The 24,207-nt window shown below is 61.7% G+C and carries 21 protein-coding genes and 2 pseudogenes; 7 read left to right on the plus strand and 16 right to left on the minus strand.

What is annotated here, in order from left to right; genetic code table 11:
- Positions 1–25: 25 nt before the first annotated feature.
- On the minus strand, positions 26–1,105 hold the full coding sequence (locus tag HX821_RS16105) for a hypothetical protein (RefSeq protein WP_003219547.1): 1,080 nt from the start codon (positions 1,103–1,105) through the stop codon (positions 26–28).
- Positions 1,106–1,264: 159 nt separating this feature from the next.
- Here HX821_RS16105 and HX821_RS16110 point away from each other — a divergent pair, with 159 nt between their 5' ends.
- Genes HX821_RS16110 through HX821_RS16125 form a run of 4 tightly spaced genes read left to right on the plus strand, consistent with a single transcriptional unit; the run spans position 1,265 to position 3,877 of the window.
- On the plus strand, positions 1,265–1,573 hold the full coding sequence (locus HX821_RS16110; RefSeq protein ID WP_003219548.1) for a PepSY domain-containing protein: 309 nt from the start codon (positions 1,265–1,267) through the stop codon (positions 1,571–1,573).
- Positions 1,573–1,896: a PepSY domain-containing protein gene (locus HX821_RS16115; protein ID WP_102369441.1), complete on the plus strand. Its 324-nt coding sequence runs from the start codon at positions 1,573–1,575 to the stop codon at positions 1,894–1,896. The genes HX821_RS16110 and HX821_RS16115 overlap by 1 nt, the downstream gene beginning before the upstream one ends.
- Positions 1,896–2,564, plus strand: a complete 669-nt coding sequence (locus tag HX821_RS16120) for a response regulator transcription factor (protein ID WP_003219550.1) — start codon at positions 1,896–1,898, stop codon at positions 2,562–2,564. The genes HX821_RS16115 and HX821_RS16120 overlap by 1 nt, the downstream gene beginning before the upstream one ends.
- Positions 2,561–3,877 carry a sensor histidine kinase gene (locus HX821_RS16125; protein WP_177036042.1) on the plus strand — a complete coding sequence of 439 codons (1,317 nt, stop codon included), beginning with the start codon at positions 2,561–2,563 and terminating at the stop codon, positions 3,875–3,877. The genes HX821_RS16120 and HX821_RS16125 overlap by 4 nt, the downstream gene beginning before the upstream one ends.
- A gap of 89 nt (positions 3,878–3,966) precedes the next feature.
- Here the strand turns inward: HX821_RS16125 and HX821_RS31990 are convergent, their stop codons facing one another.
- Together HX821_RS31990 and HX821_RS31995 are read right to left on the minus strand one after the other, a co-directional pair.
- A complete protein-coding gene (locus HX821_RS31990) occupies positions 3,967–4,722 on the minus strand; it encodes a methyl-accepting chemotaxis protein (RefSeq protein ID WP_371132963.1) in 756 nt (251 codons plus the stop codon).
- 102 nt (positions 4,723–4,824) lie between these two features.
- Positions 4,825–6,114: pseudogene (locus tag HX821_RS31995) on the minus strand (HAMP domain-containing protein); the annotation flags it as partial.
- Between the two features lie 248 nt (positions 6,115–6,362).
- On the opposite strand from HX821_RS31995, the gene HX821_RS16135 reads away from it, so the two are divergent.
- The 3 genes and pseudogenes from HX821_RS16135 to HX821_RS32005 all read left to right on the plus strand — a co-directional run bounded on the left by HX821_RS16135 (position 6,363) and on the right by HX821_RS32005 (position 9,432).
- Complete coding sequence (locus HX821_RS16135) at positions 6,363–7,682, plus strand: Na+/H+ antiporter family protein (RefSeq protein WP_161635727.1); 1,320 nt, start codon at positions 6,363–6,365, stop codon at positions 7,680–7,682.
- A 70-nt stretch (positions 7,683–7,752) separates the two neighbouring features.
- Positions 7,753–8,574 (plus strand): annotated as a pseudogene (locus tag HX821_RS32000) (cache domain-containing protein); the annotation flags it as partial.
- Positions 8,575–8,676: 102 nt separating this feature from the next.
- On the plus strand, positions 8,677–9,432 hold the full coding sequence (locus HX821_RS32005; RefSeq protein ID WP_371136008.1) for a methyl-accepting chemotaxis protein: 756 nt from the start codon (positions 8,677–8,679) through the stop codon (positions 9,430–9,432).
- Positions 9,433–9,492: 60 nt separating this feature from the next.
- On the opposite strand, the gene HX821_RS16145 is transcribed toward HX821_RS32005, so the two are convergent.
- The 13 genes from HX821_RS16145 to nuoC all read right to left on the minus strand — a co-directional run bounded on the left by HX821_RS16145 (position 9,493) and on the right by nuoC (position 24,163).
- Positions 9,493–9,807, minus strand: coding sequence for a DNA-binding transcriptional regulator (locus HX821_RS16145; RefSeq protein WP_003219555.1), 315 nt, complete (start codon positions 9,805–9,807; stop codon positions 9,493–9,495).
- The gene (locus tag HX821_RS16150; protein WP_032899042.1) at positions 9,797–10,147 is read right to left on the minus strand and encodes a toxin; all 351 of its coding nucleotides are present in this window, start codon (positions 10,145–10,147) and stop codon (positions 9,797–9,799) included. Before HX821_RS16150 ends, HX821_RS16145 begins: the two co-directional genes overlap by 11 nt.
- Positions 10,148–10,385: 238 nt before the next feature.
- Entirely contained in the window at positions 10,386–11,849 is a 1,464-nt protein-coding gene (gene nuoN, locus HX821_RS16155) for an NADH-quinone oxidoreductase subunit NuoN (RefSeq protein WP_003219557.1), read from the minus strand.
- Positions 11,850–11,856: 7 nt separating this feature from the next.
- The gene (nuoM, locus tag HX821_RS16160; RefSeq protein ID WP_003219558.1) at positions 11,857–13,389 is read right to left on the minus strand and encodes an NADH-quinone oxidoreductase subunit M; all 1,533 of its coding nucleotides are present in this window, start codon (positions 13,387–13,389) and stop codon (positions 11,857–11,859) included.
- Positions 13,390–13,438: 49 nt separating this feature from the next.
- Positions 13,439–15,292 carry an NADH-quinone oxidoreductase subunit L gene (nuoL, locus tag HX821_RS16165; RefSeq protein ID WP_003219559.1) on the minus strand — a complete coding sequence of 618 codons (1,854 nt, stop codon included), beginning with the start codon at positions 15,290–15,292 and terminating at the stop codon, positions 13,439–13,441.
- Positions 15,289–15,597 (minus strand): NADH-quinone oxidoreductase subunit NuoK, encoded by a 309-nt coding sequence (gene nuoK, locus HX821_RS16170; protein WP_003219560.1) that lies wholly within the window; start codon positions 15,595–15,597, stop codon positions 15,289–15,291. The genes nuoL and nuoK overlap by 4 nt, the downstream gene beginning before the upstream one ends.
- A 2-nt stretch (positions 15,598–15,599) precedes the next feature.
- Entirely contained in the window at positions 15,600–16,103 is a 504-nt protein-coding gene (nuoJ, locus tag HX821_RS16175; protein WP_017476146.1) for an NADH-quinone oxidoreductase subunit J, read from the minus strand.
- 9 nt (positions 16,104–16,112) lie between these two features.
- Positions 16,113–16,661, minus strand: a complete 549-nt coding sequence (gene nuoI / locus HX821_RS16180) for an NADH-quinone oxidoreductase subunit NuoI (protein WP_003174725.1) — start codon at positions 16,659–16,661, stop codon at positions 16,113–16,115.
- Between the two features lie 11 nt (positions 16,662–16,672).
- Positions 16,673–17,680, minus strand: a complete 1,008-nt coding sequence (gene nuoH / locus HX821_RS16185; RefSeq protein WP_003219563.1) for an NADH-quinone oxidoreductase subunit NuoH — start codon at positions 17,678–17,680, stop codon at positions 16,673–16,675.
- A complete protein-coding gene (gene nuoG, locus HX821_RS16190; protein WP_177036044.1) occupies positions 17,677–20,391 on the minus strand; it encodes an NADH-quinone oxidoreductase subunit NuoG in 2,715 nt (904 codons plus the stop codon). The genes nuoH and nuoG overlap by 4 nt, the downstream gene beginning before the upstream one ends.
- 135 nt (positions 20,392–20,526) lie before the next feature.
- A complete protein-coding gene (gene nuoF, locus HX821_RS16195) occupies positions 20,527–21,882 on the minus strand; it encodes an NADH-quinone oxidoreductase subunit NuoF (protein WP_003219566.1) in 1,356 nt (451 codons plus the stop codon).
- On the minus strand, positions 21,879–22,376 hold the full coding sequence (nuoE, locus tag HX821_RS16200) for an NADH-quinone oxidoreductase subunit NuoE (protein WP_003219568.1): 498 nt from the start codon (positions 22,374–22,376) through the stop codon (positions 21,879–21,881). Before nuoE ends, nuoF begins: the two co-directional genes overlap by 4 nt.
- 2 nt (positions 22,377–22,378) lie before the next feature.
- Complete coding sequence (gene nuoC / locus HX821_RS16205) at positions 22,379–24,163, minus strand: NADH-quinone oxidoreductase subunit C/D (RefSeq protein ID WP_003219570.1); 1,785 nt, start codon at positions 24,161–24,163, stop codon at positions 22,379–22,381.
- Positions 24,164–24,207 lie beyond the last annotated feature (44 nt).

Consider the following 24,207-nt stretch of genomic DNA (forward strand, 5'->3'; position numbering starts at 1 on the left):
CTCGACAGCTGCTACGGAGAGGGCGCTAGAGAGCCAGCAGGCGTTCGCCCAATTGGCCATTGTCGGCCAGTTGCAGAAACTCATCCCCCAGCCGCTGGCTTTCGCTCATTGCGGTTTGCCAGTACTTGTTGCGGCCCGGGTCGTCCCCCATGAAGCGCTTGAAGTCACTGCGGTCCGGCAGTTTGCCGTGGGGCAGTCGCGCCAGGTATTCCTTCGACGGCGCCAGCAGCAGGACATCCTGCAAACCCTGTTGATTGGCGCGGCGCCACGGCAAGCCCTTGTCGAACCAGCCGGGAATGACCCGGTCGGTGAAGTGCGGGTACAGCACGATGTCATCGCCGTGGTAGGGCAGGTCGAGGTGATAGTCCAGCAGGCCGCCATCGCGGTAAGTGCCTTGGCCCGCACCCGGCAGGTCGCGTACGCCTTGCATCACCATGGGGATCGAGCCCGACGCCAGCAAGGCCTGGCGCAGGTTGCCCAGTTCCAGATCAAGGAAGCGCGACGGGAAATCCTTGAGCGCATGCAGCGGTGGCGCCTGGCGTGGGTCGTGGACGATCAGCCGTTCGAAGTGCCGGGACAACCGCGCGCGGCCCCTCAGGTTGTCGGCGATCACCGAGGACAACCCCAAACCAAGCCGACCGCGATGATCGTCGGCGAGCAGGCCATGGCTTTTGACCACCATGATGTTCAGCCGGTAGTGCGGGTTGTCGAGCACGCGGGCATCGCGGCCGGCCAGCAAGTCATCGAGCATGCGCACGCAGCTCTGGCTGACTTCGGCCATGGTCACGCCTTTGGCAAAGCTTTGTGCGTTGTACAGCCGGCCCAGGTCGAGCAGGCCTTGCACCGGGTCGGGCAGGCACGCACTGGCAAACCGCCAGGAGCCTATCGAGGCGCCGATCAGCGCACGCTCGCGGGGCGCCCGGGGCAGCCAGTCACCAAACAGCGCCAGGTCCAGACCCTGGATGCCCAGCGCCTTGGGCCCGCCGGCAGCGCCGGGAAGGATGCCGACGTCCGCAGGCGCAAGCCCCTGCTCACGAATGCGTGCAAAAGCGCGTTTACCGGCCTTGAGGGTCAAGGCGGGGAACTTCATATGGATAGCAGTCATACCGGTCTCATTTACCGCGAGCAGGGCAGTATAGAAAATCTTGCCCGGTTGCAGGCAAAGGTCTCGCAGAGAATTGCCATGGTGGCAATTCAGTTTCAGTTAAGTTGGATCCAGTACCGTGAGTCCCGTAGGCAAAATATCCCGAAACGGAGACTCACCATGAAAACCCTCACAGCCTTGATCGCCAGCAGTATCATCGCCCTCACCGCAGGCGTCGCCCAGGCTCGCGACCTGGGGCCGGACGAAGCACTGAAGTTGCGCGACGCTGGTACCATTGTGTCTTTCGAGAAGCTCAACGCCACGGCGTTGGCCAAACATCCCGGCGCCACCGTGCATGAAACCGAGCTTGAAGAGGAATACGGCAAATACCTTTATCAGGTTGAACTGCGCGACGCCCAGGGCGTCGAGTGGGACCTGGAATTGGACGCTGTCACCGGTGCCGTCCTCAAGGATCATCAGGATACGTAATGAAGGTAAATCTACGCACCAGCGTTCAAGTGGCGCTGGTGCTCCTGGCATTTTGCTCAGGCCTGGCCGCTCGGGACCTGGGCCAGGATGAAGCGCTGCGCCTGCGCCAGAAGGGCGTGATCGCGCCGCTTGAGCATCTGCTGGGCCCGGCTTTCGAGCGCTACCCGGGCGCCAAGCTGCTGGACGCCGAGCTTGAAGAGCACAAGGATCGCCCTGTGCGCTATATCTATGAAATCGAACTATTGACGGTGGAAGGCGTGGTGCGCGAGATCGAACTCGATGCCAACACCGGTCAACTGCTCAAAGACAAGGAAGACGACTGATGCGCCTGCTGCTGGTGGAAGACCACGTACCCCTGGCCGATGAGCTGATGGCCGGACTCAATCGCCAAGGCTATGCCGTCGACTGGCTGGCGGACGGGCGCGATGCGGTGTACCAGGGGCGCAGCGAACCCTACGACCTGATCATCCTTGACCTCGGCCTGCCGGGTTTGCCCGGGCTTGAGGTGTTGACGCAATGGCGTGCCGCCGGCCTGGCCACGCCGGTGCTGATCCTCACTGCCCGCGACTCCTGGGCCGAGCGCATCGAAGGGCTCAAGGCCGGGGCCGACGACTACCTCAGCAAACCGTTCCATCCCGAAGAGCTGCACCTGCGTATCCAGGCCTTGCTGCGTCGTTCCCATGGCCACGCCAATCAGCCCACCTTGCAGGCTGCCGGCTTGCACCTGGATGAGGGTCGCCAGTGTGTGATGCGTGATGGCGAGGAGATCCAGCTGACCGCGGCCGAGTTTCGGCTGCTGCGTTACTTCATGCTGCACCCCGAGCAAATCCTTTCAAAAAGTCACCTGGCCGAACATTTGTACGATGGCGAGACCGAGCGTGACTCAAATGTGTTGGAGGTCCACGTCAACCACCTGCGCCGCAAGTTGGGCCGCAGCGTGATCGAGACCCGGCGCGGCCAGGGTTATCGGTTTGGCGCCAGCCCGGCATGAAGTCGATCCAGCGGCGCCTGAGCCTGGGGCTGATCAGTGTGATGGTGATCGTCGGCCTGGTGCTGGCGCAGACCAGCCTGTGGCTGTTCGAAATGGGCCTGCAACGTTACCTGGAGTCCGGCTTGCGCAACGACAGCGAGAACCTGCTGGTGGCGCTGGTGCGCGGGCCGGCGGGTGTGCAACTGGATGAGCAGCGGTTGTCTCCTGCGTACCAGCGTCTGTTTTCCGGGCACTATTTCCGTATCGATTTTGCCGACACCCATTGGCGTTCCCGCTCGCTGTGGGACCAGGAACTGCCGCAGTTGCCCCACGCCGGGCTGAAGGGCAACCTGCAGTTGGGGCCGGAAGGCCAGCAGTTGCTGGTACTGCGTTCGGACTACAAACGGTTTGGCCAGTCGATTTCCATCAGCGTGGCCCAGGACTACACACCCGTCAGAGAAAGCTTTCGGCTGATGCGCCAGATCGGCCTGGTGCTGGGGCTGGCGGCGCTGTTGCTGATCCTGATTCTGCAACGGGTCACCGTGCGCCGCGCCTTGCGCCCGCTGGAGACCGCACGCAACCAGATCGCCCAACTGCAGCAGGGCCAGCGCTCGCAACTGGACACCCAGGTGCCGGTGGAGCTGGAGCCGTTGGTGGCGCAGATCAACCATCTGCTGGCCCACACCGAAGACAGCCTCAAGCGCTCGCGCAATGCCCTGGGCAATCTCGGCCATGCCTTGAAAACCCCGTTGGCGGTGTTGCTGAGCGTGGCATCCAGCGAACAGCTCAAGGACCATCCGCAACTGAGCAAGCTGCTGCGGGAACAGTTGGAGCAGGTGCAGCAACGGCTTAATCGTGAACTCAATCGTGCCCGCCTGGCCGGAGAGACACTGCCGGGTGCCTTGTTCGATTGCGACGGCGAATTACCGGGGTTGCTCGCGACCCTGAACATGATCCACGGCGAACACCTGGATTTGAGTTACCGCGTGCCGCCCGGTTTGCAATTGCCGTGGGACCGCGAAGACCTGCTGGAACTGTTGGGCAACCTGCTGGACAACGCGTGCAAATGGGCGGATGCGGAGATTGTGTTGAGCATCGGCGAAACCCCGGAAGGCTTTCGGTTGGCTGTCGAAGATGACGGGCCGGGGATTCCCGAGAGCCAGCGTGATCAGGTGTTCAGCCGAGGCACGCGGTTGGATGAGCAGACTGACGGGCATGGTCTGGGGCTGGGGATCGTGCGGGATATTGTCGAGGTGTGGGGCGGGGTGCTTCTGTTGCAGGAGAGCGAGCTGGGCGGGTTAAAGGTCATCATCGACCTGCCACGCCGCCATTGAAAACAAACCGTAGCAGCTGTCGAGCCTCGCCAAGGCTCGACAGCTGCTACGGGATACTCGGGCTGATTGCCGGAGTATCCCGCAACTCATCAAACCCTGAACTGATCCATCAGGCCCTGCTGCTGATTCGCCAGGCTGTTCAACGCCTGGCTGACCCGCGCCGATTCATTCGCCTGTTCGGACAACGACTCCGTCACATCCCGAATCGTCGCCACGTTGTTGTTGATCTCCTCGGCCACCGCACTTTGCTCTTCGGCGGCGCTGGCGATCTGCAGGTTCATGTCGCTGATTACCGTTACCGCATCGCCGATCTGGCGCAAGGCGGTCACGGCCTGGCCCACTTGTTCGACGCTGCCCTGGGCCTGGCGATGGCTGTTGCTCATGGAACCGACCACCTCCTGGGTACCGCTTTGCAGTTGCTCGATCACCAGGCGGGTTTCTTCCACCGACTCCTGGGTACGTCGCGCCAGGTTGCGCACTTCATCGGCGACCACCGCAAAACCGCGACCGGCTTCACCCGCACGGGCGGCCTCGATAGCGGCGTTCAGTGCCAGCAGGTTGGTCTGCTCGGCGATTGCACGAATCACTTCCAGTACCGAACCAATCTTCTCGCTGTTGGCCGCCAGTCCTTCAACCTGGGTCATCGCGGTGCTCATATCCGCCGCCAGGTGGCCGATGCTGGTGGTGGTGCGGTCGATCACGGTCAAACCTTCACGCGTCGCCTGATCGGCATCGCGGGCCGCCTGTGCGGCTTGCGCTGCACTGCGGGCGACGTCCTGGGCGGTGGCGCTCATCTCGTGGGAGGCGGTGGCCACCTGGTCGACCTGACGGTATTGCTGCTCCATGCCGGCACTGGTTTCAGTGGCGATGGCGGCCGACTGGTCGGCGGTGCCACGGGCGTCCTGCACTGAGCGTTTGACCTGGGCAATGATCGGCTGCAGCTTGTCGAGGAAGCGGTTGAACCAGCCGGCCAATTCGCCGAGTTCGTCGTGTTTGTCGTAGGCCAGGCGGCGGGTCAGGTCACCTTCGCCACTGGCAATGTCTTCCAGCATGCGCGCCACACCGAGGATCGGCCGGGTCACGCTGCGGGCCATCAGCCACACCAGCAACAGGCCGACGATTGCTGCCAGCAGGCCCAGGCTCAGTTCCAGCAGGGTGCCCTTGGCGTTATCGGCGTCCAGTTTGGACTTCAGGGCTTCAGCCGGAGCCACCAGGACTTTTTCCGGAACATCCAGCAACACGCCCCACGGCTTGCCATCGGGGATCGGCTGGAACGGCGCGAGCACCTTGAGTTGGTGGTCGGTGCGCACGCTGCGGGTCTGGGTGCTGGTGGAAAGCGAACTGATCAATTGCGCGCCGTTGGCGGTGTCGACGGCATCCAGGCGCTGGCTGAGTTTGCCGGCGTCCGGACTGTAGCCGGCCAGCAGGCCCACCGGGCTGATGATGCTGACGCTGGTCTGGCCGTCGTAGAGTTTCTGGCTGGCGCCCTGGCTGACGGCTTGCAGGCTGTTGAGGTTGATGTCCACCGACAGCGAGGCGATGACTTTGCCGTTGACCATCAGCGGGAAGACGATGCTGGTCATCAGCACCTTTTGCCCATCGATCACATAGAAGTACGGCTCGATCACGCAGGGCTTGAGTGTGGTGCGCGGGCAGGTGAACCAGGCGTTGGCTTTTTCGCCGCTGGGTCCGACGCTGGTGTCGGACATGTCGCTTTCGGGCAGCGACATTGAAGTCAGCTTGGCCGCAGTCGGCTGGGACCAGTACAGCGCAAAGCGGCCCTTGTCGTTGCTGCCCAGCTCTTGCTGGTTGGCGAACAGTTCGTCCTTGCCATCCAGTGCGTTGGCCTCGAATACCAGGGACAGGCCCAGCAGTTCCGGATTGGCCTGCAGCGCGGCCTTGACTTGGCGGGTCAGGTCTTCGCGCAGGTCGAAGGCATCCAGGAAGCGTTTCTCGGCCTGTTCGCGCAGGAACAACACCTGCCGGGAAAAACCGTGGCCGTATTGATAGGCGTCCATGAACTGCTGGCGAATGCCCAAGGCCTGGACCTCACCCTGGGCTTCGATGCGCGCCTGGGCGGCTTCGTCGAGCATTTCCATACTGGAAGCCTTGACCAGGTCGGAGCTCTGCGCCATGCGGTACAGCGAGAGACCTACCAGCAAGGTCACGATGCCCAGCAGGCAAAGACCGGCCAGCAGGGTAATTTTCCATTGAATGGACAGCTGTCTGAGCGACATGGAGCCTTCCTTAACCTTTCGATACGACAGAGACGATCTGCCTGTATCGGCCGCTCGGAAATTTTCTTTATTCAAACGATCAATTTAAAGCTGTTTGCGACGTCGTGCTTTGACATGCCCGCCCACCTGCTGCAAAGTGCGCGCCCTCTAATAAAACTCCCTTAAAACCTGGTTTGCGGCAGCCGTTCCCGACAGCAGCCCGGGCAGGTGCGTGCTTTTTTCATGTTTTCTGTCTTGAGGTAACGATGATTAATGCAGTAATCGCCGCGGTCGGCACCATGCTGGTGCTCAGCTTGTCCCGCGTGCATGTGGTGATCGCGATCATTGTCGGCGCCCTGGTGGGTGGCCTGACCGGCGGCCTGGGTATCGACGCGACGCTCAAGGCGTTCAACAGCGGCCTGGGTGGCGGTGCGACGGTGGCGTTGTCCTACGCGCTGCTCGGCGCGTTCGCCGTGGCGATTGCCAAATCCGGCCTGGCTCATGCGCTGGCCGATAAAGCCCTGCTGCTGGTGGATCGCCAGGAAGCCACGGGCGGCAGTCACGTCAAATGGCTGCTGATCGGTCTGCTCTGGGTGGTGGCCATCGCCTCGCAGAACATCCTGCCGATCCACATCGCGTTTATCCCGCTGCTGGTACCGCCGCTTTTATATGTGCTGACCAAACTGCAGCTGGACCGCCGTCTCATCGCCTGCGTCATGACCTTCGGCCTGATCACGCCCTACATGTTTCTGCCGGTGGGCTTCGGCAACATCTTCCTGAATCAGATCCTGCTGGCCAACGTGGCCAAGAGCGGTGTCGACATCAGCCAGGTCAATGTCACCCATGCCATGGGCCTACCGGCGCTGGGCATGGTGGTCGGTTTGCTGGTGGCGGTGTTTGTCAGCTACCGCAAGAAGCGTGTGTACGACCTGGAGAAGATCGAGCGAGTCGAGCAGGTGGCGGTGCACTACAACCCGCTGACCCTGCTGGTGGCCGGCCTGGCGATTGCGGCAGCGTTCATTATCCAGCTGTGGCTGGACTCGATGATCATTGGCGCCCTGGCCGGGTTCCTGATCTTTTCGGTGTCGGGCATCGTGCGCTGGCGCGACACCGATGACCTGTTCACCGAAGGCATGAAGATGATGGCGATGATCGGCTTCATCATGATCGCCTCGTCAGGCTTTGCCGAAGTGCTCAAGGCCACCGGTGAAGTGCAGACACTCGTGCAAGCCTCCGCGGCATTTATCGGCCATAGCCGCGGTGTGGGCGCGCTGCTGATGCTGCTGGTGGGCTTGCTGGTGACCATGGGCATCGGCTCGTCGTTTTCCACGGTGCCGATCCTGGCGGCGATCTTTGTGCCGCTGTGCGTGCAGCTGGGCTTCAGCCCGCTGGCGATCGTGTGCATCGTCGGCACGGCCGGGGCATTGGGTGATGCCGGCTCGCCTGCGTCGGACTCCACCCTGGGCCCGACTTCCGGTTTGAACATCGATGGCCAGCACCACCATATCTGGGACACCGTGGTGCCGACCTTCCTGCACTACAACATTCCGCTGCTGGCGTTTGGCTGGTTTGCCGCGATGACGCTCTGACGGGATTGTCCTACAGATTTATTGTAACTAGCCGTTAACCTCTTGAGTTGTCCCTCAAGAGAGAAGAGCCATGCGTCTGAGTCTAAAGGCCAAAGTACTGTCCCTTGCTGTCCTGCCCGTGTTGTTGTTTGCCGTGATCATCAGCCTGACCACGGTGTGGATCCTTCGGGAGCAGGCCCGCAACGAGGTCGAAGAAACCCGTCAGAACCTGCTCAACGACGCCAAGACCACCTTGCGCGGCTACGTCGAGGTTGCGATGACCACCATCAAGCCGCTGTACGACGCTGCCGCCCAAGGCGATACGGCCGCACGGACGCAAGTGGTCAAGCTGCTGTCCAACACCAGCTATGGCAAGGACGGTTATTTCTTCGGCTACGACTCCGAGACCATTCGCCTGTTCAAGGGCAACAGCCCGGACGGCGTCGGCAAAAGCTTCAAGGACAACCGCGACCCGAACGGCGTCTACGTCAACCGCGACCTGGTGAAAGTCGGCAAGGACGGCACCCACTACCTGCAATACAGCTCGACGCAGCCCGGCCAGACCGAGCTGGTGCCCAAGCTTGGCTACACCGAATACTTGCCCAAGTGGGACATGGTGATCGGTACCTCGGTGAACCTGGACGGCATCGACGCCCAGGTTGCCGAGGTTCAGGCGAAGGTGGAGAAACGCATGGAAGGTGTGGTGCTGAGCATCATCGGCATTGCCGTGGTGGTGCTGTTGGTGATTGCCGCCGTGGGCATGCTGGTGGCCAATACCATCCTGCGGCCGTTGCACCTGATGAAGATCAACCTCGACGACATCGCCGCCGGTGAGGGTGACCTGACCCGCCGCCTGGCCATCACCAGCCAGGACGAGCTTGGCGAACTGGCAGGCTCTTTCAACCGCTTTGTCGACAAGATCCACAGCCTGGTACGCCAGATCACCGAGATGACCTCCCAGCTTACCGGCCTGGTGAGCCAGGTCGCCGAGCAAGCCAACCGCTCGGAAAAGGCCATGGAGCGCCAGCGTCACGAGACCGACCAAGTGGCTACCGCGATCAACGAAATGTCCTCCGCGGCCCATGAAGTGGCGCGCAGTGCCCAAGGCGCAGCCGTCGCTGCGCAGCAAACCGACGCCGAAGGCCAGGCCGCGAAAAAAGTCGTGGATGGCAGCATCGCGCAGATTCACGCGCTGGTGAACGACATCCGCAGCAGCGGCGTGTCCCTGGACAGCTTGCAGCAGGATGTGTCGTCGATTGTCAGCGTGCTTGGCGTGATCCGCTCGATTGCCGAACAGACCAACTTGCTCGCCCTCAACGCCGCCATTGAGGCCGCGCGGGCAGGGGAGGCCGGTCGTGGTTTTGCCGTGGTCGCCGACGAAGTACGGGCGTTGGCCAGCCGCACCCAGCAAAGCACCCAGGAGATCCAGGGCATGATCGACCGCCTGCAAAAAGGCACCGAAGCCGCCGTGGAGTCCATGCGCCGTTCCAGTGACGCCGGTGATGGCACATCGGCCCAGGCCAACGAAGCCGGAGCGTCCCTGGACACCATGGCGCAGCTGATCGGCACCATCAACTCGATGAACGCGCAGATCGCCAGCGCGGCGGAAGAACAAACCGCCGTGGCCGAAGAGATCAACCGCAGCGTGCATCAGATCGCGGTGGCGGTGGACAGCGTGGCCGATGAAACCCAACAGGGGGCCCAGACCTCCCGCAGCCTGGCGGACCTGGGGCAGCGGTTGGGTCAGTTGGTGGGGCAGTTCAGGATTTGATTGCAGGCTTTCGCCCATCGGCAACGTCCTGTTGCCGATGGGGTTGGCTGGATTGATCGATCAGGTCAACAGCGCCAAACGTTCCACCGTCTCCGGAAACTTCGACACCAGCCGAATCAAGGTTGCCGCCTGAGCATTGGGTGTGGCCCGGCCTTGCTCCCAATTTTCCAGGGTCCGGGTGTTGGTGCGCAGGTACATCGCAAACACCGAGCGCGACAGATTGAGTTGTTGACGCACAGCGACTACTTCGTCGGCAGTGAGCGGTGCCAGCTTGCTCAACTGCACCTTGTGGCTGCGCAGCGTTACCTTGCCTTCTCGTTCATCTGCCAGCGCGTCGAAGCCTTCGACCAGTTCGGAAAAGATGTCACGTTTCATAAGATTTTCTCGCTTTGATTTCCCTGTCCAGCAGGTGTTTGAGCGCCGTTTTGTGTTGAGCGCTCAGGTCGTCCTGTTCGTGTTTGCCATAAAGGGTGAACAGCCAGAACTGCGTACCGCCCGACCACCAGTAATAGATGACTCGCAGGCCACCCCGTTTGCCCTTGTTGCGTCGCTCGTCGACAAAGCGCACCTTGCGTAACCCGCCGGTTCCCTCTATCACGTTGCCCGCTTGCGGGTTTCTCATCAACTCTTGTTGAAAGCCGTGAAATAACTCATCACTCAGATAATCCCTGCGGTGCCGCTCAAAGGCTGGCAATTCGATAAATAGAGCATCCATGTTCTGTACGTAGCCTGCGTATAGTTTGGTGGCCCATCTGCGGTGGGTCAAGTGACCCTGCTGTGGGATGTTTCCTAAAACGCAACCACGATACGAGCGACCCAGGCAGGGTGATGCCGGAAGGGGAGGCATCTCGACGAGGAAAATTCCCTTTGTGTGTCAGACAACAAATTAATACGCCAGAAACGCAAAACGGCGCCCGAAGGCGCCGTTTTGCTTGCTGCGTTTAACTAAGCGATCAACCCGCCATCACCGCATGCTGCACCAGGGTGAGCAACGGTTGTGGGTACACACCCAGGAAGAACGCCAGCAGGGCGATTGCCAGGAGCATCACGCCGCCTGCTTTCTGTTCCCAGTGCAACTCGGCGTCCACACGGCGCAGGTTTGGCTCGATCAGGTACAAGGTCACCATCACGCGCAGGTAGTAGAAAACGCCGATGGCGCTGCCCAGTACCAGGGAAGCAACCAACCACCATTCGTGCGCTTCAACACCGGTGGCCACGATGTAGAACTTGCCGATGAAGCCCGCAGTCAGCGGGATACCCGCCAGGGACAGCATCATCACGGTCAGTACGGCGGTCAGGTACGGACGGCGCCAGAACAGGCCGCGGTATTCGTACAGGGCGTCGGCGTCGCGGCCTTTGTAAGGCGAGGACATCAGCGTGATCACACCGAATGCACCCAGGCTTGTGATCACGTAGGTGACCAGGTACACGCCGATGGCTTCCATCGCCAGGCCCTTGCTCGCCACCAGGGCGATCAGCAGGTAACCGAAGTGCGCGATGGACGAATAACCCAGCAGACGCTTGAGGTTGTTCTGGGTCAGCGCCAGCAGGTTGCCGAACAGGATCGAAGCGATGGCGATGATGGTCAGCACGTTGCTGAGTACACCGGTGTTGGCCGCAGGGGAGATCTGGAACAGACGCACCATCACGGCAAACACGGCGACTTTCGACGCGGTAGCCAGGAAAGCAGCCACCGGCGCCGGGGCGCCTTCGTACACGTCCGGGGTCCACAGGTGGAACGGCACCAGCGACAGCTTGAACGCCAGGCCGATCAGCATCATGGCCAGGCCCAGTTGGGCGATTGGCGCAGGGCTGCCGGAGGCTGCCAGGGCGTGACCGATACCGCTGAAGCTCAGGCTGCCGGCTTCTGCGTAGAGCAGGGCCATACCGAACAACAGGAATGCCGAACCGGCAGCCGACAGCACCATGTACTTGATGCCGGCTTCCAGGGAGCGCTTGTTGAAGAAGGCATACGCTACCAGGCCGTAGACCGGGATCGACAGCAGTTCCAGGCCGATGAACAAGCCGGCCAGGTGCTGCGCGCTGACCAGCACGATACCACCGGCCGCAGCCAGCAGGATCAGCAGGTACAGCTCTTCGCGGTTGCCCGGGTAGCCGGTGCCGCCTTCGCCGAGGTAGGCGTGGGCAAGCGTGACGCAGGCCAGGGTGGCAACCAGGATCAGCGCGATATACAGCAGCGCGAAGTCATCGACCATCATCAGCGGGGTCACGGCCAGTGGCGCGACCTTGAGTGCCGGGATAATCGACAGCAGGGCCAGGTTCAAGCCCGCACAGGACAGCAGGAACGTTTGCGAGTGATTGCGGCGCCAGGCGATCGCCAGCATCACCACCACGATGGTGAGGCTGGTGATCAGCAGCGGCGCAAGCGCGATAAAGTGTTGGATCGTGAATTCCATAGCGCTCTTACCGGGCCGAAGCGAGTTGAGAGAAGGCGGTGCCGAACCACTGCTGCACGCCATGCATCGTTGCGGCAGAAGTATCCAGGAACGGTTGCGGGTACACGCCGATAAACACCAGCAGTACCGCAAGGCCGAGCACCATGATCAGTTCGCGACCGTCCATGCCGTGCAACACGGTGTCGGACTTGGCCGGACCGAAGTATGCGCGGTGGATCATGATCAGCGAGTAGACCGAACCGAACACCAGGCCAGACGTAGCGATCGCACTGACCCACGGCGTATGCACGAAGGCACCCATCAGGATCAGGAACTCGCCGATGAAGTTACCAGTACCCGGCAAGCCCAGGGATGCGGCGGCGAAGAACAGGCTGATGGCCGGCAGGTAGGCGATACGTGACCACACGCCACCCATCTCGCGCATGTCACGAGTGTGCAGGCGCTCGTACAGTTGGCCGCTGAGGATAAACAGTGCCGCAGCCGACACACCGTGAGCCAGCATCTGGATCACTGCGCCTTGCAGCGCCAGTTGGCTGCCGGAGTAGATGCCGATCAGTACGAAGCCCATGTGGGAAACGGACGAGAAGGCAATCAGACGCTTGATGTCGGTTTGGGCGAAGGCCAGGAACGCACCGTAGAAGATCCCGATCAGACCGAGGGTCATGGCGATCGGCGCGAACTCGGCCGAGGCATTCGGGAACAACGGCAGGGCGAAACGCAGCAGGCCGTAGGCCGCCGTCTTCAACAGGATACCGGCCAGGTCGACGGAACCCGCAGTCGGCGCCTGGGCGTGAGCGTCAGGCAACCAGGAGTGGAACGGCACCACCGGCAGCTTCACCGCGAACGCGATGAAGAAGCCCAGCATCAGGATGTACTCGGTGGTCAGGGACATCTTGGTTTTCAACAGGTCGGCGTAGTTGAACGTGATCACGCCCGTGCTGTTGAAGTTGACCAGTACCAGGCCCAGGATCGCCACCAACATGATCAGGCCGGAAGCCTGGGTGAAGATGAAGAACTTGGTCGCCGCGTAGATCCGGGTTTTCTTGCCGTCCGAAGAACTGTGACCCCAGAGCGCGATGAGGAAGTACATCGGCACCAGCATCATTTCCCAGAAGAAGAAGAACATGAACAGGTCGAGGGCGAGGAACACGCCGACAACGCCGCCCAGGATCCACATCAGGTTCAGGTGGAAGAAGCCCACGTGACGCTGGATCTCTTTCCAGGAGCAGAGTACCGAGAGGATACCCAGCAGGCCGGTCAGCAGGATCATCAACAGCGACAGGCCGTCGAGGGCCAGGTGCACGTTGATGCCGAAGCGCTGGATCCACACGTGCTTGAATTCAAGCGCGAAGGTGGGATCGACACCCGGTGCCGGAGCAAATGAATAGTCGCCATGGGCCCACAGCCAGAGGCCGAGCGCGAGTTCCAGGGACATGGTCAGCAACGCAATCCAGCGGGGGAGGGTGGCGCCGAAGCGTTCACCCATCCAGCAGAGCAGGCCGCCGATAAAGGGGATCAGGATTAGCCAGGGCAGAATCATGACGGGCTCGTTTCCTTTCGCAAGTTCGCAAAGTTCGCAATGTGCATAGTCAGACCGCGACCACGATGATGGCGCCGATTACCAGGACGGCACCGGCCGCCATGGAAGCTGCATACCAGCGCAATTGGCCGGTCTCGCTGCGGCTCAGGGCGGTGTGACCGGCCTTGGCGGCACGCGGGATCAAACCGATGGTCTGGTCGAGCGGGTCTTTGCGCAGTACGTGGCTGATCGCAAGGTACGGCTTGACGAACAGTTTGTCGTAGATCCAGTCGAAGCCCCAGGCAGCGAACCACCAGGCCGAAAGGAAGCGGCCAATGCCACTGTTGGCGATGGCGGTGACGAAGCGGCGCTTGCCGAGGAACAGCAGGGCCGCCAGCAGGATACCCGCGATGGCGATGGCGCCCGAGGCGATTTCCAGGCTGTGCTTGGCTGCACCACCGGCATGGCCGGCGCTTTCCGGCAAAACACCGGCCAGTGGCGGGGTGATCATGGCGCCGACGAAGGTCGACAGGATGATCAGCACCGACAGTGGCAGCCAGTGGGAAATGCCATGGCCTGCGTGGGCTTCAGTCTTGGCTTCACCGTGGAACGTGATGAAGATCAGGCGGAAGGTGTACAGCGAGGTCATGAACGCACCTACCAGGCCGGCGTACAGCAGGCCGTGGTTACCGCTGGCAAAGGCTTCCCAGAGGATTTCGTCTTTCGAGTAGAAACCTGCGGTCACCAGTGGCAGGGCCGACAAGGCCGCGCCGCCGACGATGAAGCTGGCGTAGGCCAACGGCAGTTTCTTCCACAGGCCGCCCATCTTGAAGATGTTCTGCTCGTGGTGGCAGGCAACGATCACCGCACCGGAAGCAAGGAACAGCAGGGCCTTGAAGAAGGCGTGGGTCATCAGGTGGAAGATCGCGCCGTCCCAGGCGCCAACGCCCAGGGCCAGGAACATGTAGCCGATCTGGCTCATGGTCGAGTAGGCGAGGATACGCTTGATGTCGGTCTGAACCAGGGCAGCAAAACCTGCCAGTACCAGGGTCACGCCACCCACCAGGCCCACGAGGTGCAGAATCTCCGGCGCCAGGGTGAACAGGCCGTGGGTACGGGCAATCAGGTAGACACCGGCGGTTACCATGGTTGCGGCGTGGATCAGTGCCGAAACCGGGGTAGGACCGGCCATCGCATCCGCCAGCCAGGTTTGCAGCGGCAGTTGTGCGGATTTACCGACAGCGCCACCCAGCAGCATCAGGGTCGCCAGGGTGATCCAGAAGTCGCCGACCTGGAATTTCTGCGGCGCCAGCACCAGCAGTTCCTGGATGTTCAGCGTGCCCACCTGTTGGAACAGGATGAACAGGCCGATGGCCATGAACACGTCACCGATCCGGGTCACGATAAAGGCTTTGAGTGCGGCGTTACCGTTGTTGCGGTTGCTGTAGTAGAAACCGATCAACAGGTACGAGCACAGGCCCACGCCTTCCCAGCCGAAGTACAGGAACAACAGGTTATCGCCCAGCACCAGGAACAGCATGCTGGCGATAAACAGGTTGGTGTAGGCGAAGAAGCGCGAGTAACCGGCTTCACCGCGCATGTACCAGGACGCGAACAGGTGGATCAGGAAGCCCACACCCACCACCACGCCGAGCATGGTGATCGACAAGCCGTCGACGTAGAGGGCGAAGTTGGGCTTGAAGCCCTCCACCGACATCCACTGCCACAACACCAGGGTGTAGTGACCGCCTTCAGGCGGTGCGACGTTGAATTGCCAGATGACGTAGGCGGCGACAATTGCCGACAGGCCAATGGAACCTACGCCGACCAGGGCCGAGAGGTTTTCCGACCAGCGTCCACGGGAGAACGACAGCAGCAGGAAACCGATCAGGGGAAATACGAAAGTCAGAAAGATCATGTTCATCCGCGCATCTCACTGGCAGCGTCGATATCAAGCGTGTGGAAGCGACGATACAGTTGCAGCAGGATCGCCAGGCCAATACTGGCCTCGGCGGCTGCCAGGCTGATCACCAGGATGAACATCACTTGTCCATCCGGCTGGCCCCAACGGCTACCGGCCACGATGAACGCGAGTGCCGCGGCGTTCATCATGATTTCCAGGCTCATCAACACGAACAGAATGTTGCGGCGAACCATCAGGCCGACCAGGCCAAGGCAGAACAGGATGCCGGCGACCGCCAGACCATGCTCCAAAGGGATAGCAGGCATCGTCATTGCTCCTTGGCTTCGTTGCGGCCCAAGTGGAAGGCGGTGATGGCTGCAGCGAGCAGCAGCATCGAAGCCAGTTCGACCACCAGCAGGTACGGGCCGAACAGGCTGATGCCCACGGCTTTCGCGTCTACGGTGGTGTGGCCGATGGCCTGGCCGCTCTGGTGAGCGAACAGCACATACAGCAGTTCAGCCAGCAGCAGGGCTGCCAGGATCACCGGGCCGAGCCAGATGCCGGGCTTGAGCCAGACGCGTTCCTGGGCGACAGACGCCGGCCCCAGGTTGAGCATCATCACCACAAACACGAACAGCACCATGATGGCGCCGGCGTAGGCGATCACTTCCAGCACACCGGCGAACGGTGCGCCGAGGCTGAAGAAGGTCATGGCCACGGCGATCAGCGAAATGATCAGGTAGAGCAGGGCGTGCACGGGGTTAGTGTTGGTGATCACGCGAAGCGTGGACACCACTGCAATACCCGATGCGAAATAGAAAGCGAATTCCATCTTTCTTCCTTAAGGCAGCAAGCTCTTCACGTTGATCGGCTCGGCTTCGTTTTGTGCGGCGCCTTTCGGCTTACCGGCAACGGCCATACCTGCAACACGATAGAAGTTGTAATCAGGGTTTTTACCGGGACCAGAGATCAGCAGATCTTCTTTCTCGTACACCAGGTCCTGACGTTTGAACTCGGCCATCTCGAAATCCGGTGTCAGCTGGATCGCGGTGGTCGGGCAAGCTTCCTCGCAGAGGCCGCAGAAAATGCAGCGCGAGAAGTTGATGCGGAAGAAGTCCGGGTACCAGCGACCGTCTTCGGTTTCAGCTTTCTGCAGCGAGATGCAACCCACCGGGCACGCCACGGCGCACAGGTTGCAGGCCACGCAGCGCTCTTCGCCGTCGGGGTCGCGGGTCAGGACAATGCGGCCGCGATAACGCGGCGGCAGGTACACCGCTTCTTCCGGGTATTGCAGGGTGTCGCGTTTGCGAAAGCCGTGACCGAACACCATCACCAGGCTTCGCAACTGGGTACCGGTACCCTTAACGATGTCGCCAATATATTTGAACATGGGTCAAATCCTCACTGAACCGCGCCCGCTGGCGTGTTCAACAACACAACGGCAGCAGTCACCAGCAAATTGATCAGGGTCAGCGGCAGGCAGAATCGCCAGCTGAAATCCATCACCTGGTCATACCGTGGACGCGGGATGGAAGCGCGCAGCAGGATGAACAGCATGATGAAGAACGCGGTCTTCAGGAAGAACCAGAAGAACGCCAGCTGCGGCAGGATGCCGAACGGACCGTGCCAGCCGCCGAAGAACAGCGTGACCAGCAGGGCCGAGATCAAGATGATGCCGATGTATTCACCAACGAAGAACATGCCCCATTTCATGCCGGCGTATTCAATGTGGTAACCGTCGGCCAGTTCCTGTTCCGCTTCCGGCTGGTCGAACGGGTGACGGTGAGTCACGGCGACGCCAGCGATGAAGAACGTACAGAAGCCGAAGAACTGCGGAATGATGAACCACAGGTTCTGCGCCTGGTACTCGACGATGTCGCGCATGTTGAACGAGCCCACCTGCACCACGATGCCCATCAGCGCGAGGCCCATGAACACTTCGTAGGACACGGTCTGGGCCGAGGCCCGCAAGCTGCCCAGCAGGGCGAACTTGTTGTTGCTCGACCAACCGGCGAACAGCACCGCGTAGACCGACAAGCCGGCCATGGCGAAGAAGAACAGCAAGCCGATGTTCAGGTCCGCCACGCCCCAGGTCGGGGTGATCGGGATGATTGCGAAGGCAATCAGCAAGGCGCTCATGGCCACGACCGGTGCCAGGGTGAAGATCACCTTGTCGGCAAACGGCGGGGTCCAGTCTTCCTTGAAGAACATTTTCAGCATGTCGGCGGCGATCTGGAACATACCAAACGGGCCAACGCGGTTCGGACCGTAACGGTCCTGCCACCAGCCCAGCAGGCGACGTTCGACGAAGCTGAGCAGGGCGCCCGCCACGACCACGGCCAACAGGATCACGATGGCCTTGACCACCGCGATGATCACGTCGATCACTTCAGGGGTGAACCAGGTCATTGAGCTGCCTCCTGCAGACCGTCAACGGTAAGGCCGAAGATCGCCGGAGGAATCCCCGCGAGGCCTTTTGGCAATGCAACCAGGCCAGCACCCAACTCTTCGTCGATGCGCAGCGGCAGACGCAGGGTCTTGCCGGCGACGTTCACGCTGAGCAGGGCACCGTCGTTGACGCCCAGGCGGTCGGCTTCGGACTTGGCTACGGACACGTAGGCGGCTGGAATGCGCTCTTGTACCGGCGCGGCTTTGGAAGAAGTCTCTTCGCTGCCGAACAGGTGGAAGAACGGCACAACCTGCCAAGTGCCCTGGGCCGGGTTGAACGGACGCGGAACGCTGGCGAACCAGTTCAGCGAGTCACCGGTGCTTTCGATCAGGCGGGTGCCCGGGTCGCCGGCACGGATGTGGCCACCGACTTCGTCCTGGAACTTGTTCCAGGCCTGCGGCGAGTTCCAGCCCGGTGACCAGGCGAAAGGCACCTGCTGACGTGGCTCGACCGAACCCGAGTAACCTTCCATGGAGAAGGCAAACGCGGTGTCGTTGTCTTGCGGTGTACGTGGCTCATGCACGCTGATGTCAGCCCGCATGGCGGTACGGCCGGAGTAACGCAACGGTTCACGGGCGAGTTTCATGCCCTTGATGCGGAACGCGGCGGACGGTGCAGCGTCGACGATGCGTGCCAGTTGCGGTGCAGCGGCAGCGGCGGCAGCGGTCACGTGGTCGAGCTGGGTCCAGTCGATCGGCTGGTTCAGCAGGGTGGCGCGCAGGGCATGCAGCCAGCGCCAGCCTTCGTGAACCAGGATGCTGGCGTCCATGTACTTCGGATCGAACACCTGGAAGAAGCGCTGGGCGCGGCCTTCCTGGCTGACCAGGGTACCGTCGCCTTCAGCAAAGCTGGCGGCGGGCAGTACCAGGTGGGCACGGTCGCTGGTGGCGGTTTTCTGGTGGTCGGCAACGATCACCACTTTGGCCGCGTTCAGCGCTGCGTCGACCTTGGCCGAATCAGTGCGGGTGTACAGGTCGTTTTCCAGCACCACGATCGCGTCGGCACTGCCGTCGGTCACGGCTTGCAGAGCGGCGTCGAGGGACTCGCCACCGAGCATGGCCAGGCCAAGGCTGTTGGCTTCCGGCACGATCAGGCTGATGGAACCGTTCTTCTCGCGCAGCTTCAAGGCTTTGGCAATGTTGGCAGCGGCTTCGATCAGCGCCTTGGAACCCAACGAGGTACCGGCAATGATCAATGGACGCTTGGCGGCCAGCAGGGCGTCGGCGATACGCTTGGCCAGTTCAGCGGCTTCAGCGTCCAGGCCTTCTACGGCAGGCGCACTGGCGTCGAGGGCGTGGGCCACGGCGAAACCGATGCGGGCCAGGTCGTCAGGCGCGGCGTGTACGCATTCTTCTGCGATGTCGTCGAGCTTGGTGGCGGTCAGGCTGGCGATAAACAGCGGGTTCAGCGCGTGCTGGCCGATGTTTTTCACCGCAGCGTCGAGCCAAGGCTGGACGCGCATGGCGTCGGCCATGTCTTCGGCCTTGCCTTTTACCGACTGGCGCAGGGACAGGGCCACGCGTGCAGCGGTCTGGGTCAGGTCTTCACCGAGGACGAAGATCGCGTCGTGGTCTTCGATGTCGCGCATGTTCGGAGCCGGCAGCGGGCTGTCGTTCAGAACTTGCAGCACCAGGCGGATACGCTCCAGCTCACCGGCTTCGATACCCGAGTAGAAGTGTTCGGCGCCTACCAGCTCGCGCAACGCGTAGTTGCTTTCGAGGCTGGCGCGGGGCGAACCGATACCGACGATGTTGCGACCGCGCAGCAGGTCAGCGGCTTTATCCAGTGCTTCGTCGAGGCTCAACTTGGCGCCGTCGGCCAGCAGTGGCTGACGTGGGCGGTCTTCGCGGTTGACGTAGCCGTAGCCGAAACGGCCACGGTCGCACAGGAAGTACTGGTTGACCGAACCGTTGAAGCGGTTTTCGATCCGACGCAGTTCGCCGTAGCGCTCACCCGGGGAGATGTTGCAACCGCTGGAGCAGCCATGGCAGATGCTCGGCGAGAACTGCATGTCCCACTTGCGGTTATAGCGCTCGGAGTGAGTCTTGTCGGTGAACACACCGGTCGGGCAGACCTCGGTGAGGTTGCCGGAGAATTCGCTTTCCAGGGTGCCGTCTTCAACGCGACCGAAGTACACGTTGTCGTGGGCGCCAAACACACCGAGGTCGGTACCGCCGGCGTAGTCCTTATAGAAGCGCACGCAGCGGTAGCAAGCGATGCAGCGGTTCATCTCGTGGGAAATGAACGGGCCCAGTTGCTGGTTCTGGTGGGTACGCTTGGTGAAGCGATACCGGCGCTCGTTGTGGCCGGTCATCACGGTCATGTCTTGCAGGTGGCAGTGGCCGCCTTCCTCACACACAGGGCAGTCGTGCGGGTGGTTGGTCATCAGCCATTCGACGACGCTGGCGCGAAACACTTTCGCTTCTTCGTCTTCGATGGAGATCCAGCTGCCGTCGGTGGCAGGGGTCATGCAGGACATGACGATACGACCACGGGTGTCGTTCTCGTCGGTGTACTGCTTGACCGCGCACTGGCGGCAAGCGCCAACGCTGCCAAGGGCGGGGTGCCAGCAGAAATATGGAATGTCGAGGCCTAGCGACAGACACGCCTGTAACAGGTTGTCTGCCCCATCGACTTCGAGCTCTTTGCCGTCTACGTGGATAGTGGCCATGGTTCAAAGTTCTTCGTTGGCCCGGTGTCAGCGGGCGTGGCTAATGGAATCTTGTTATTCATGTGCATCAACACAGCCTTGAAGGCGTCAGCACATGAGAAAGCGAAGGGCACGGACCCTTCGCCTTTTTAAGCGTTACGCGCCGACTACGATCGGCCTTGCCAGAGGCGGGACGGCGGCGCTGGTAGGCGCGATGCCGGCTTCGAACTCCGAGCGGAAGTATTTGATCGCGCTGCCCAATGGCTCCACGGCGCCCGGTGCGTGAGCACAGAAGGTCTTGCCTGGGCCGAGGAAACCGACCAGACCCAGCAGGGTCTCGATGTCGCCCTCGCGGCCTTCGCCGTTTTCCAGGGCCATCAGCAGCTTGACGCTCCATGGCAAACCGTCGCGGCACGGGGTGCAGAAGCCACAGGATTCGCGGGAGAAGAACTGCTCCATGTTGCGCAGCAACGACACCATGTTCACGGTGTTGTCCACGGCCATGGCCAGGCCGGTACCCATACGGGTGCCCACCTTGCCGATGCCGCCGGCGTACATTTGAGCGTCCAGGTGTTCTGGCAACAGGAAGCCGGTACCGGCGCCGCCTGGCTGCCAGGCCTTGAGGGTGTAGCCATCGCGCATGCCGCCGGCGTAGTCCTCGAACAGCTCGCGTGCGGTCACGCCGAAAGGCAGTTCCCACAGGCCCGGGTTCTTGACCTTGCCGGAGAAGCCCATGAGCTTGGTGCCCATGTCTTCGCTGCCTTCGCGGGCCAACGATTTGTACCACTCCACGCCGTCGCCGATGATTGCCGGCACGTTGCACAGGGTTTCAACGTTGTTCACGCAGGTCGGCTTGCCCCACACGCCCACGGCGGCAGGGAAGGGCGGCTTGGAACGCGGGTTGGCGCGGCGGCCTTCGAGGGAGTTGATCAGTGCGGTTTCTTCACCGCAGATATAACGCCCGGCGCCGGTGTGCACGAACAGTTCGAAGTCGAAACCCGAACCAAGGATGTTCTTGCCCAGCAGGCCAGCGGCCTTGGCTTCTTCCACGGCACGGTTCAGGTGCTTGGCGGCGGTGGTGTATTCGCCACGCAGGAAGATGTAGCCACGGTAGGTTTTCAGCGCGCGGGCACTGATCAGCATGCCTTCGATCAGCAGATGGGGCAGTTGCTCCATCAGCATGCGGTCTTTCCAGGTGTTCGGCTCCATTTCATCCGCGTTGCACAGCAGGTAGCGGATGTTGATGGATTCGTCTTTGGGCATCAGGCCCCACTTGACACCCGTGGGGAAGCCTGCACCGCCGCGGCCCTTAAGGCCTGCGTCTTTCACGGTCTGGACGATGTCGTCCTGGGCCATGTCGGCAAAGGCTTTGCGCGCGGCCGCGTAACCGTTCTTGGCCTGGTACTCGTCAAGCCAAACAGGCTCGCCGTCGTCACGCAGGCGCCAGGTCAGTGGGTGAGTCTCGGCCGACCGCTTGATGCGGTTGGCAGGACCGAAGGAAGTCAGGGTCATGGGTAGCCCTCGAGCAATTGGGTGACGCCAGCAGGCTGCACGTCGCCGAATGTGTCGTCGTCGATCATCAACGCCGGCGCCTTGTCACAGTTGCCCAGGCAGCACACCGGCAGCAGCGTGAAGCGCCCGTCCGGAGTGGTTTGGCCCAGGCCGATGCCCAGCTTGCTCTGGATCTCGCTGACCACGGACTCGTGGCCACCGATGTAGCAGACCATGCTGTCGCACACGCGAATGATGTGGCGGCCGACCGGCTGGCGGAAGATCTGGCTGTAGAACGTCGCCACGCCTTCAACGTCGCTGGCGGGGATGCCGAGGATCTCGCCGATGGCGTAGAGGGCGCCGTCCGGCACCCAGCCACGTTCCTTCTGGACGATCTTCAAGGCTTCGATCGACGCCGCGCGCGGGTCTTCGTAGTGATGCAGCTCGTGCTCGATGGCCGAGCGCTCGGTTTCACTCAAGGTGAAACGGTCTGTCTGGATAAGCGTGCTATTCATGCTTAGCGGTCCACGTCGGCCATAACGAAATCGATACTACCCAGGTACGCAATCAAGTCCGCGACCATTTCACCTTTGATCACCGAAGGGATCTGCTGCAGGTGCGGGAAGCTTGGCGTACGAATCCGGGTGCGGTAGCTCATGGTGCCGCCATCGCTCGTCAGGTAATAACTGTTGATACCCTTGGTCGCTTCGATCATCTGGAAGGATTCGTTGGCCGGCATTACCGGGCCCCACGAAACTTGCAGGAAGTGCGTGATCAGGGTTTCGATGTGTTGCAGCGTGCGCTCTTTCGGCGGCGGCGTGGTCAGCGGGTGATCCGCCTTGTACGGGCCTTCCGGCATGTTGCGCATGCACTGTTCGATGATCTTCAGGCTCTGGCGCATTTCTTCGACGCGCACGATGCAGCGGTCGTAGGCATCGCCGTTGGCCGCCAGCGGCACTTCGAATTCGAAGTTCTGGTAGCCGGAGTACGGGCGTGCTTTACGCAGGTCGAAATCGCAACCGGTGGAACGCAGGCCAGCACCGGTGACGCCCCATTCCAGGGCCTCTTTGGTGTTGTACTGGGCGACGCCGATGGTCCGGCCCTTGAGGATGCTGTTGTCCAGGGCGGCTTTCTGGTATTCGTCCAGACGCTTGGGCATCCAGTCGATGAATTCCTTGACCAGGCGTTCCCAGCCACGCGGCAGGTCGTGGGCGACGCCGCCGATGCGGTACCAGGCCGGGTGCAGGCGGAAACCGGTGATGGCTTCGATGACCTTGTACGCACGCTGACGGTCGGTGAAGGTGAAGAACACCGGGGTCATGGCGCCGACGTCCTGGATATAGGTACCCAGGAACAGCAGGTGGCTGGTGATCCGGAAGAACTCGGCCATCATGATGCGGATGGTGTCGACCTTGTCCGGCACCTTGATGCCGGCCAGCTTCTCGACCGAGAGCACGTACGGCAGGTTGTTCATCACGCCGCCGAGGTAGTCGATACGGTCGGTGTACGGGATGAAGCTGTGCCACGACTGACGCTCGGCCATCTTCTCGGCACCACGGTGGTGGTAGCCGATGTCCGGTACGCAGTCGACGATTTCTTCGCCGTCCAGTTGCAGGATGATGCGGAAGGCACCGTGAGCCGAAGGGTGGTTCGGGCCCAGGTTGAGGAACATGTAGTCCTCGTTGGTGCCGGAGCGCTTCATGCCCCAGTCTTCCGGACGGAAGCGCGCAGCCTCTTCTTCAAGCTGTTGCTTGGCGAGGGTCAGGCTGAATGGATCGAATTCGGTGGCGCGGGCAGGGAAGTCCTTGCGCAGCGGGTGACCTTCCCAGGTCGGCGGCATCATGATGCGCGACAGGTGCGGGTGGCCCGGGAAATCGATGCCGAACATGTCCCACACTTCACGCTCGTACCAGTTGGCGTTGGGCCAGATACCGGTCACGGTCGGAACGCTCAGGTCGCTCTCGGAGAGGGCCACCTTGATCATCACGTCGCTGTTACGTTCAAGCGACATCAAGTGGTAGAACACGGTGAAGTCGGCGCCGCTCGGCAGCCCCTGGCGCTTGGTGCGCAGGCGCTCGTCCACGCCATGCAGGTCATAGAGCATGACGTACGGCTTGGGCAGGTTGCGCAGGAAGCTCAGGACTTCGACGAGCCTGGCACGCGCCACCCACAGCACCGGCATGCCGGTGCGTGTGGCCTGGGCGGTGAAGGCGTCAGGGCCAAAACGGTTGTTGAGTTCGACGACCACATCCTGGTCGTCTGCCTTATAAGGCGGGATGTACAGAGCACTGCCTGTAGTCATGGTTTTTTATCGCTTTCGGTCAACGTAAAGAATGAAGCCAGGTT

It is taken from the genome of Pseudomonas sp. B6001, assembly GCF_013386015.1.
In the GTDB taxonomy this organism is placed as follows: domain Bacteria; phylum Pseudomonadota; class Gammaproteobacteria; order Pseudomonadales; family Pseudomonadaceae; genus Aquipseudomonas.

Bases quoted from the DNA above. Each gene is read 5' to 3' on its own strand.
- nuoH (WP_003219563.1), bottom strand. From the start codon at position 17,680: ATGACCTGGTTCACCCCTGAAGTGATCGACGTGATCATCGCGGTGGTC.
- HX821_RS16145 (WP_003219555.1), bottom strand. From the start codon at position 9,807: ATGAAACGTGACATCTTTTCCGAACTGGTCGAAGGCTTCGACGCGCTG.
- nuoK (WP_003219560.1), bottom strand. From the start codon at position 15,597: ATGCCTGCTATCCCTTTGGAGCATGGTCTGGCGGTCGCCGGCATCCTG.
- nuoN (WP_003219557.1), bottom strand. From the start codon at position 11,849: ATGGAATTCACGATCCAACACTTTATCGCGCTTGCGCCGCTGCTGATC.
- HX821_RS16105 (WP_003219547.1), bottom strand. From the start codon at position 1,105: ATGACTGCTATCCATATGAAGTTCCCCGCCTTGACCCTCAAGGCCGGT.
- HX821_RS16125 (WP_177036042.1), top strand. From the start codon at position 2,561: ATGAAGTCGATCCAGCGGCGCCTGAGCCTGGGGCTGATCAGTGTGATG.
- HX821_RS32005 (WP_371136008.1), top strand. From the start codon at position 8,677: ATGGAGCGCCAGCGTCACGAGACCGACCAAGTGGCTACCGCGATCAAC.
- HX821_RS16110 (WP_003219548.1), top strand. From the start codon at position 1,265: ATGAAAACCCTCACAGCCTTGATCGCCAGCAGTATCATCGCCCTCACC.
- nuoI (WP_003174725.1), bottom strand. From the start codon at position 16,661: ATGTTCAAATATATTGGCGACATCGTTAAGGGTACCGGTACCCAGTTG.
- nuoE (WP_003219568.1), bottom strand. From the start codon at position 22,376: ATGAATAGCACGCTTATCCAGACAGACCGTTTCACCTTGAGTGAAACC.
- nuoM (WP_003219558.1), bottom strand. From the start codon at position 13,389: ATGATTCTGCCCTGGCTAATCCTGATCCCCTTTATCGGCGGCCTGCTC.
- nuoG (WP_177036044.1), bottom strand. From the start codon at position 20,391: ATGGCCACTATCCACGTAGACGGCAAAGAGCTCGAAGTCGATGGGGCA.
- nuoJ (WP_017476146.1), bottom strand. From the start codon at position 16,103: ATGGAATTCGCTTTCTATTTCGCATCGGGTATTGCAGTGGTGTCCACG.
- nuoL (WP_003219559.1), bottom strand. From the start codon at position 15,292: ATGAACATGATCTTTCTGACTTTCGTATTTCCCCTGATCGGTTTCCTG.
- HX821_RS16115 (WP_102369441.1), top strand. From the start codon at position 1,573: ATGAAGGTAAATCTACGCACCAGCGTTCAAGTGGCGCTGGTGCTCCTG.
- HX821_RS16120 (WP_003219550.1), top strand. From the start codon at position 1,896: ATGCGCCTGCTGCTGGTGGAAGACCACGTACCCCTGGCCGATGAGCTG.
- HX821_RS16150 (WP_032899042.1), bottom strand. From the start codon at position 10,147: ATGGATGCTCTATTTATCGAATTGCCAGCCTTTGAGCGGCACCGCAGG.
- nuoF (WP_003219566.1), bottom strand. From the start codon at position 21,882: ATGACCCTGACTTCCTTCGGTCCTGCCAACCGCATCAAGCGGTCGGCC.
- nuoC (WP_003219570.1), bottom strand. From the start codon at position 24,163: ATGACTACAGGCAGTGCTCTGTACATCCCGCCTTATAAGGCAGACGAC.
- HX821_RS31990 (WP_371132963.1), bottom strand. From the start codon at position 4,722: ATGGAGCAGCAATACCGTCAGGTCGACCAGGTGGCCACCGCCTCCCAC.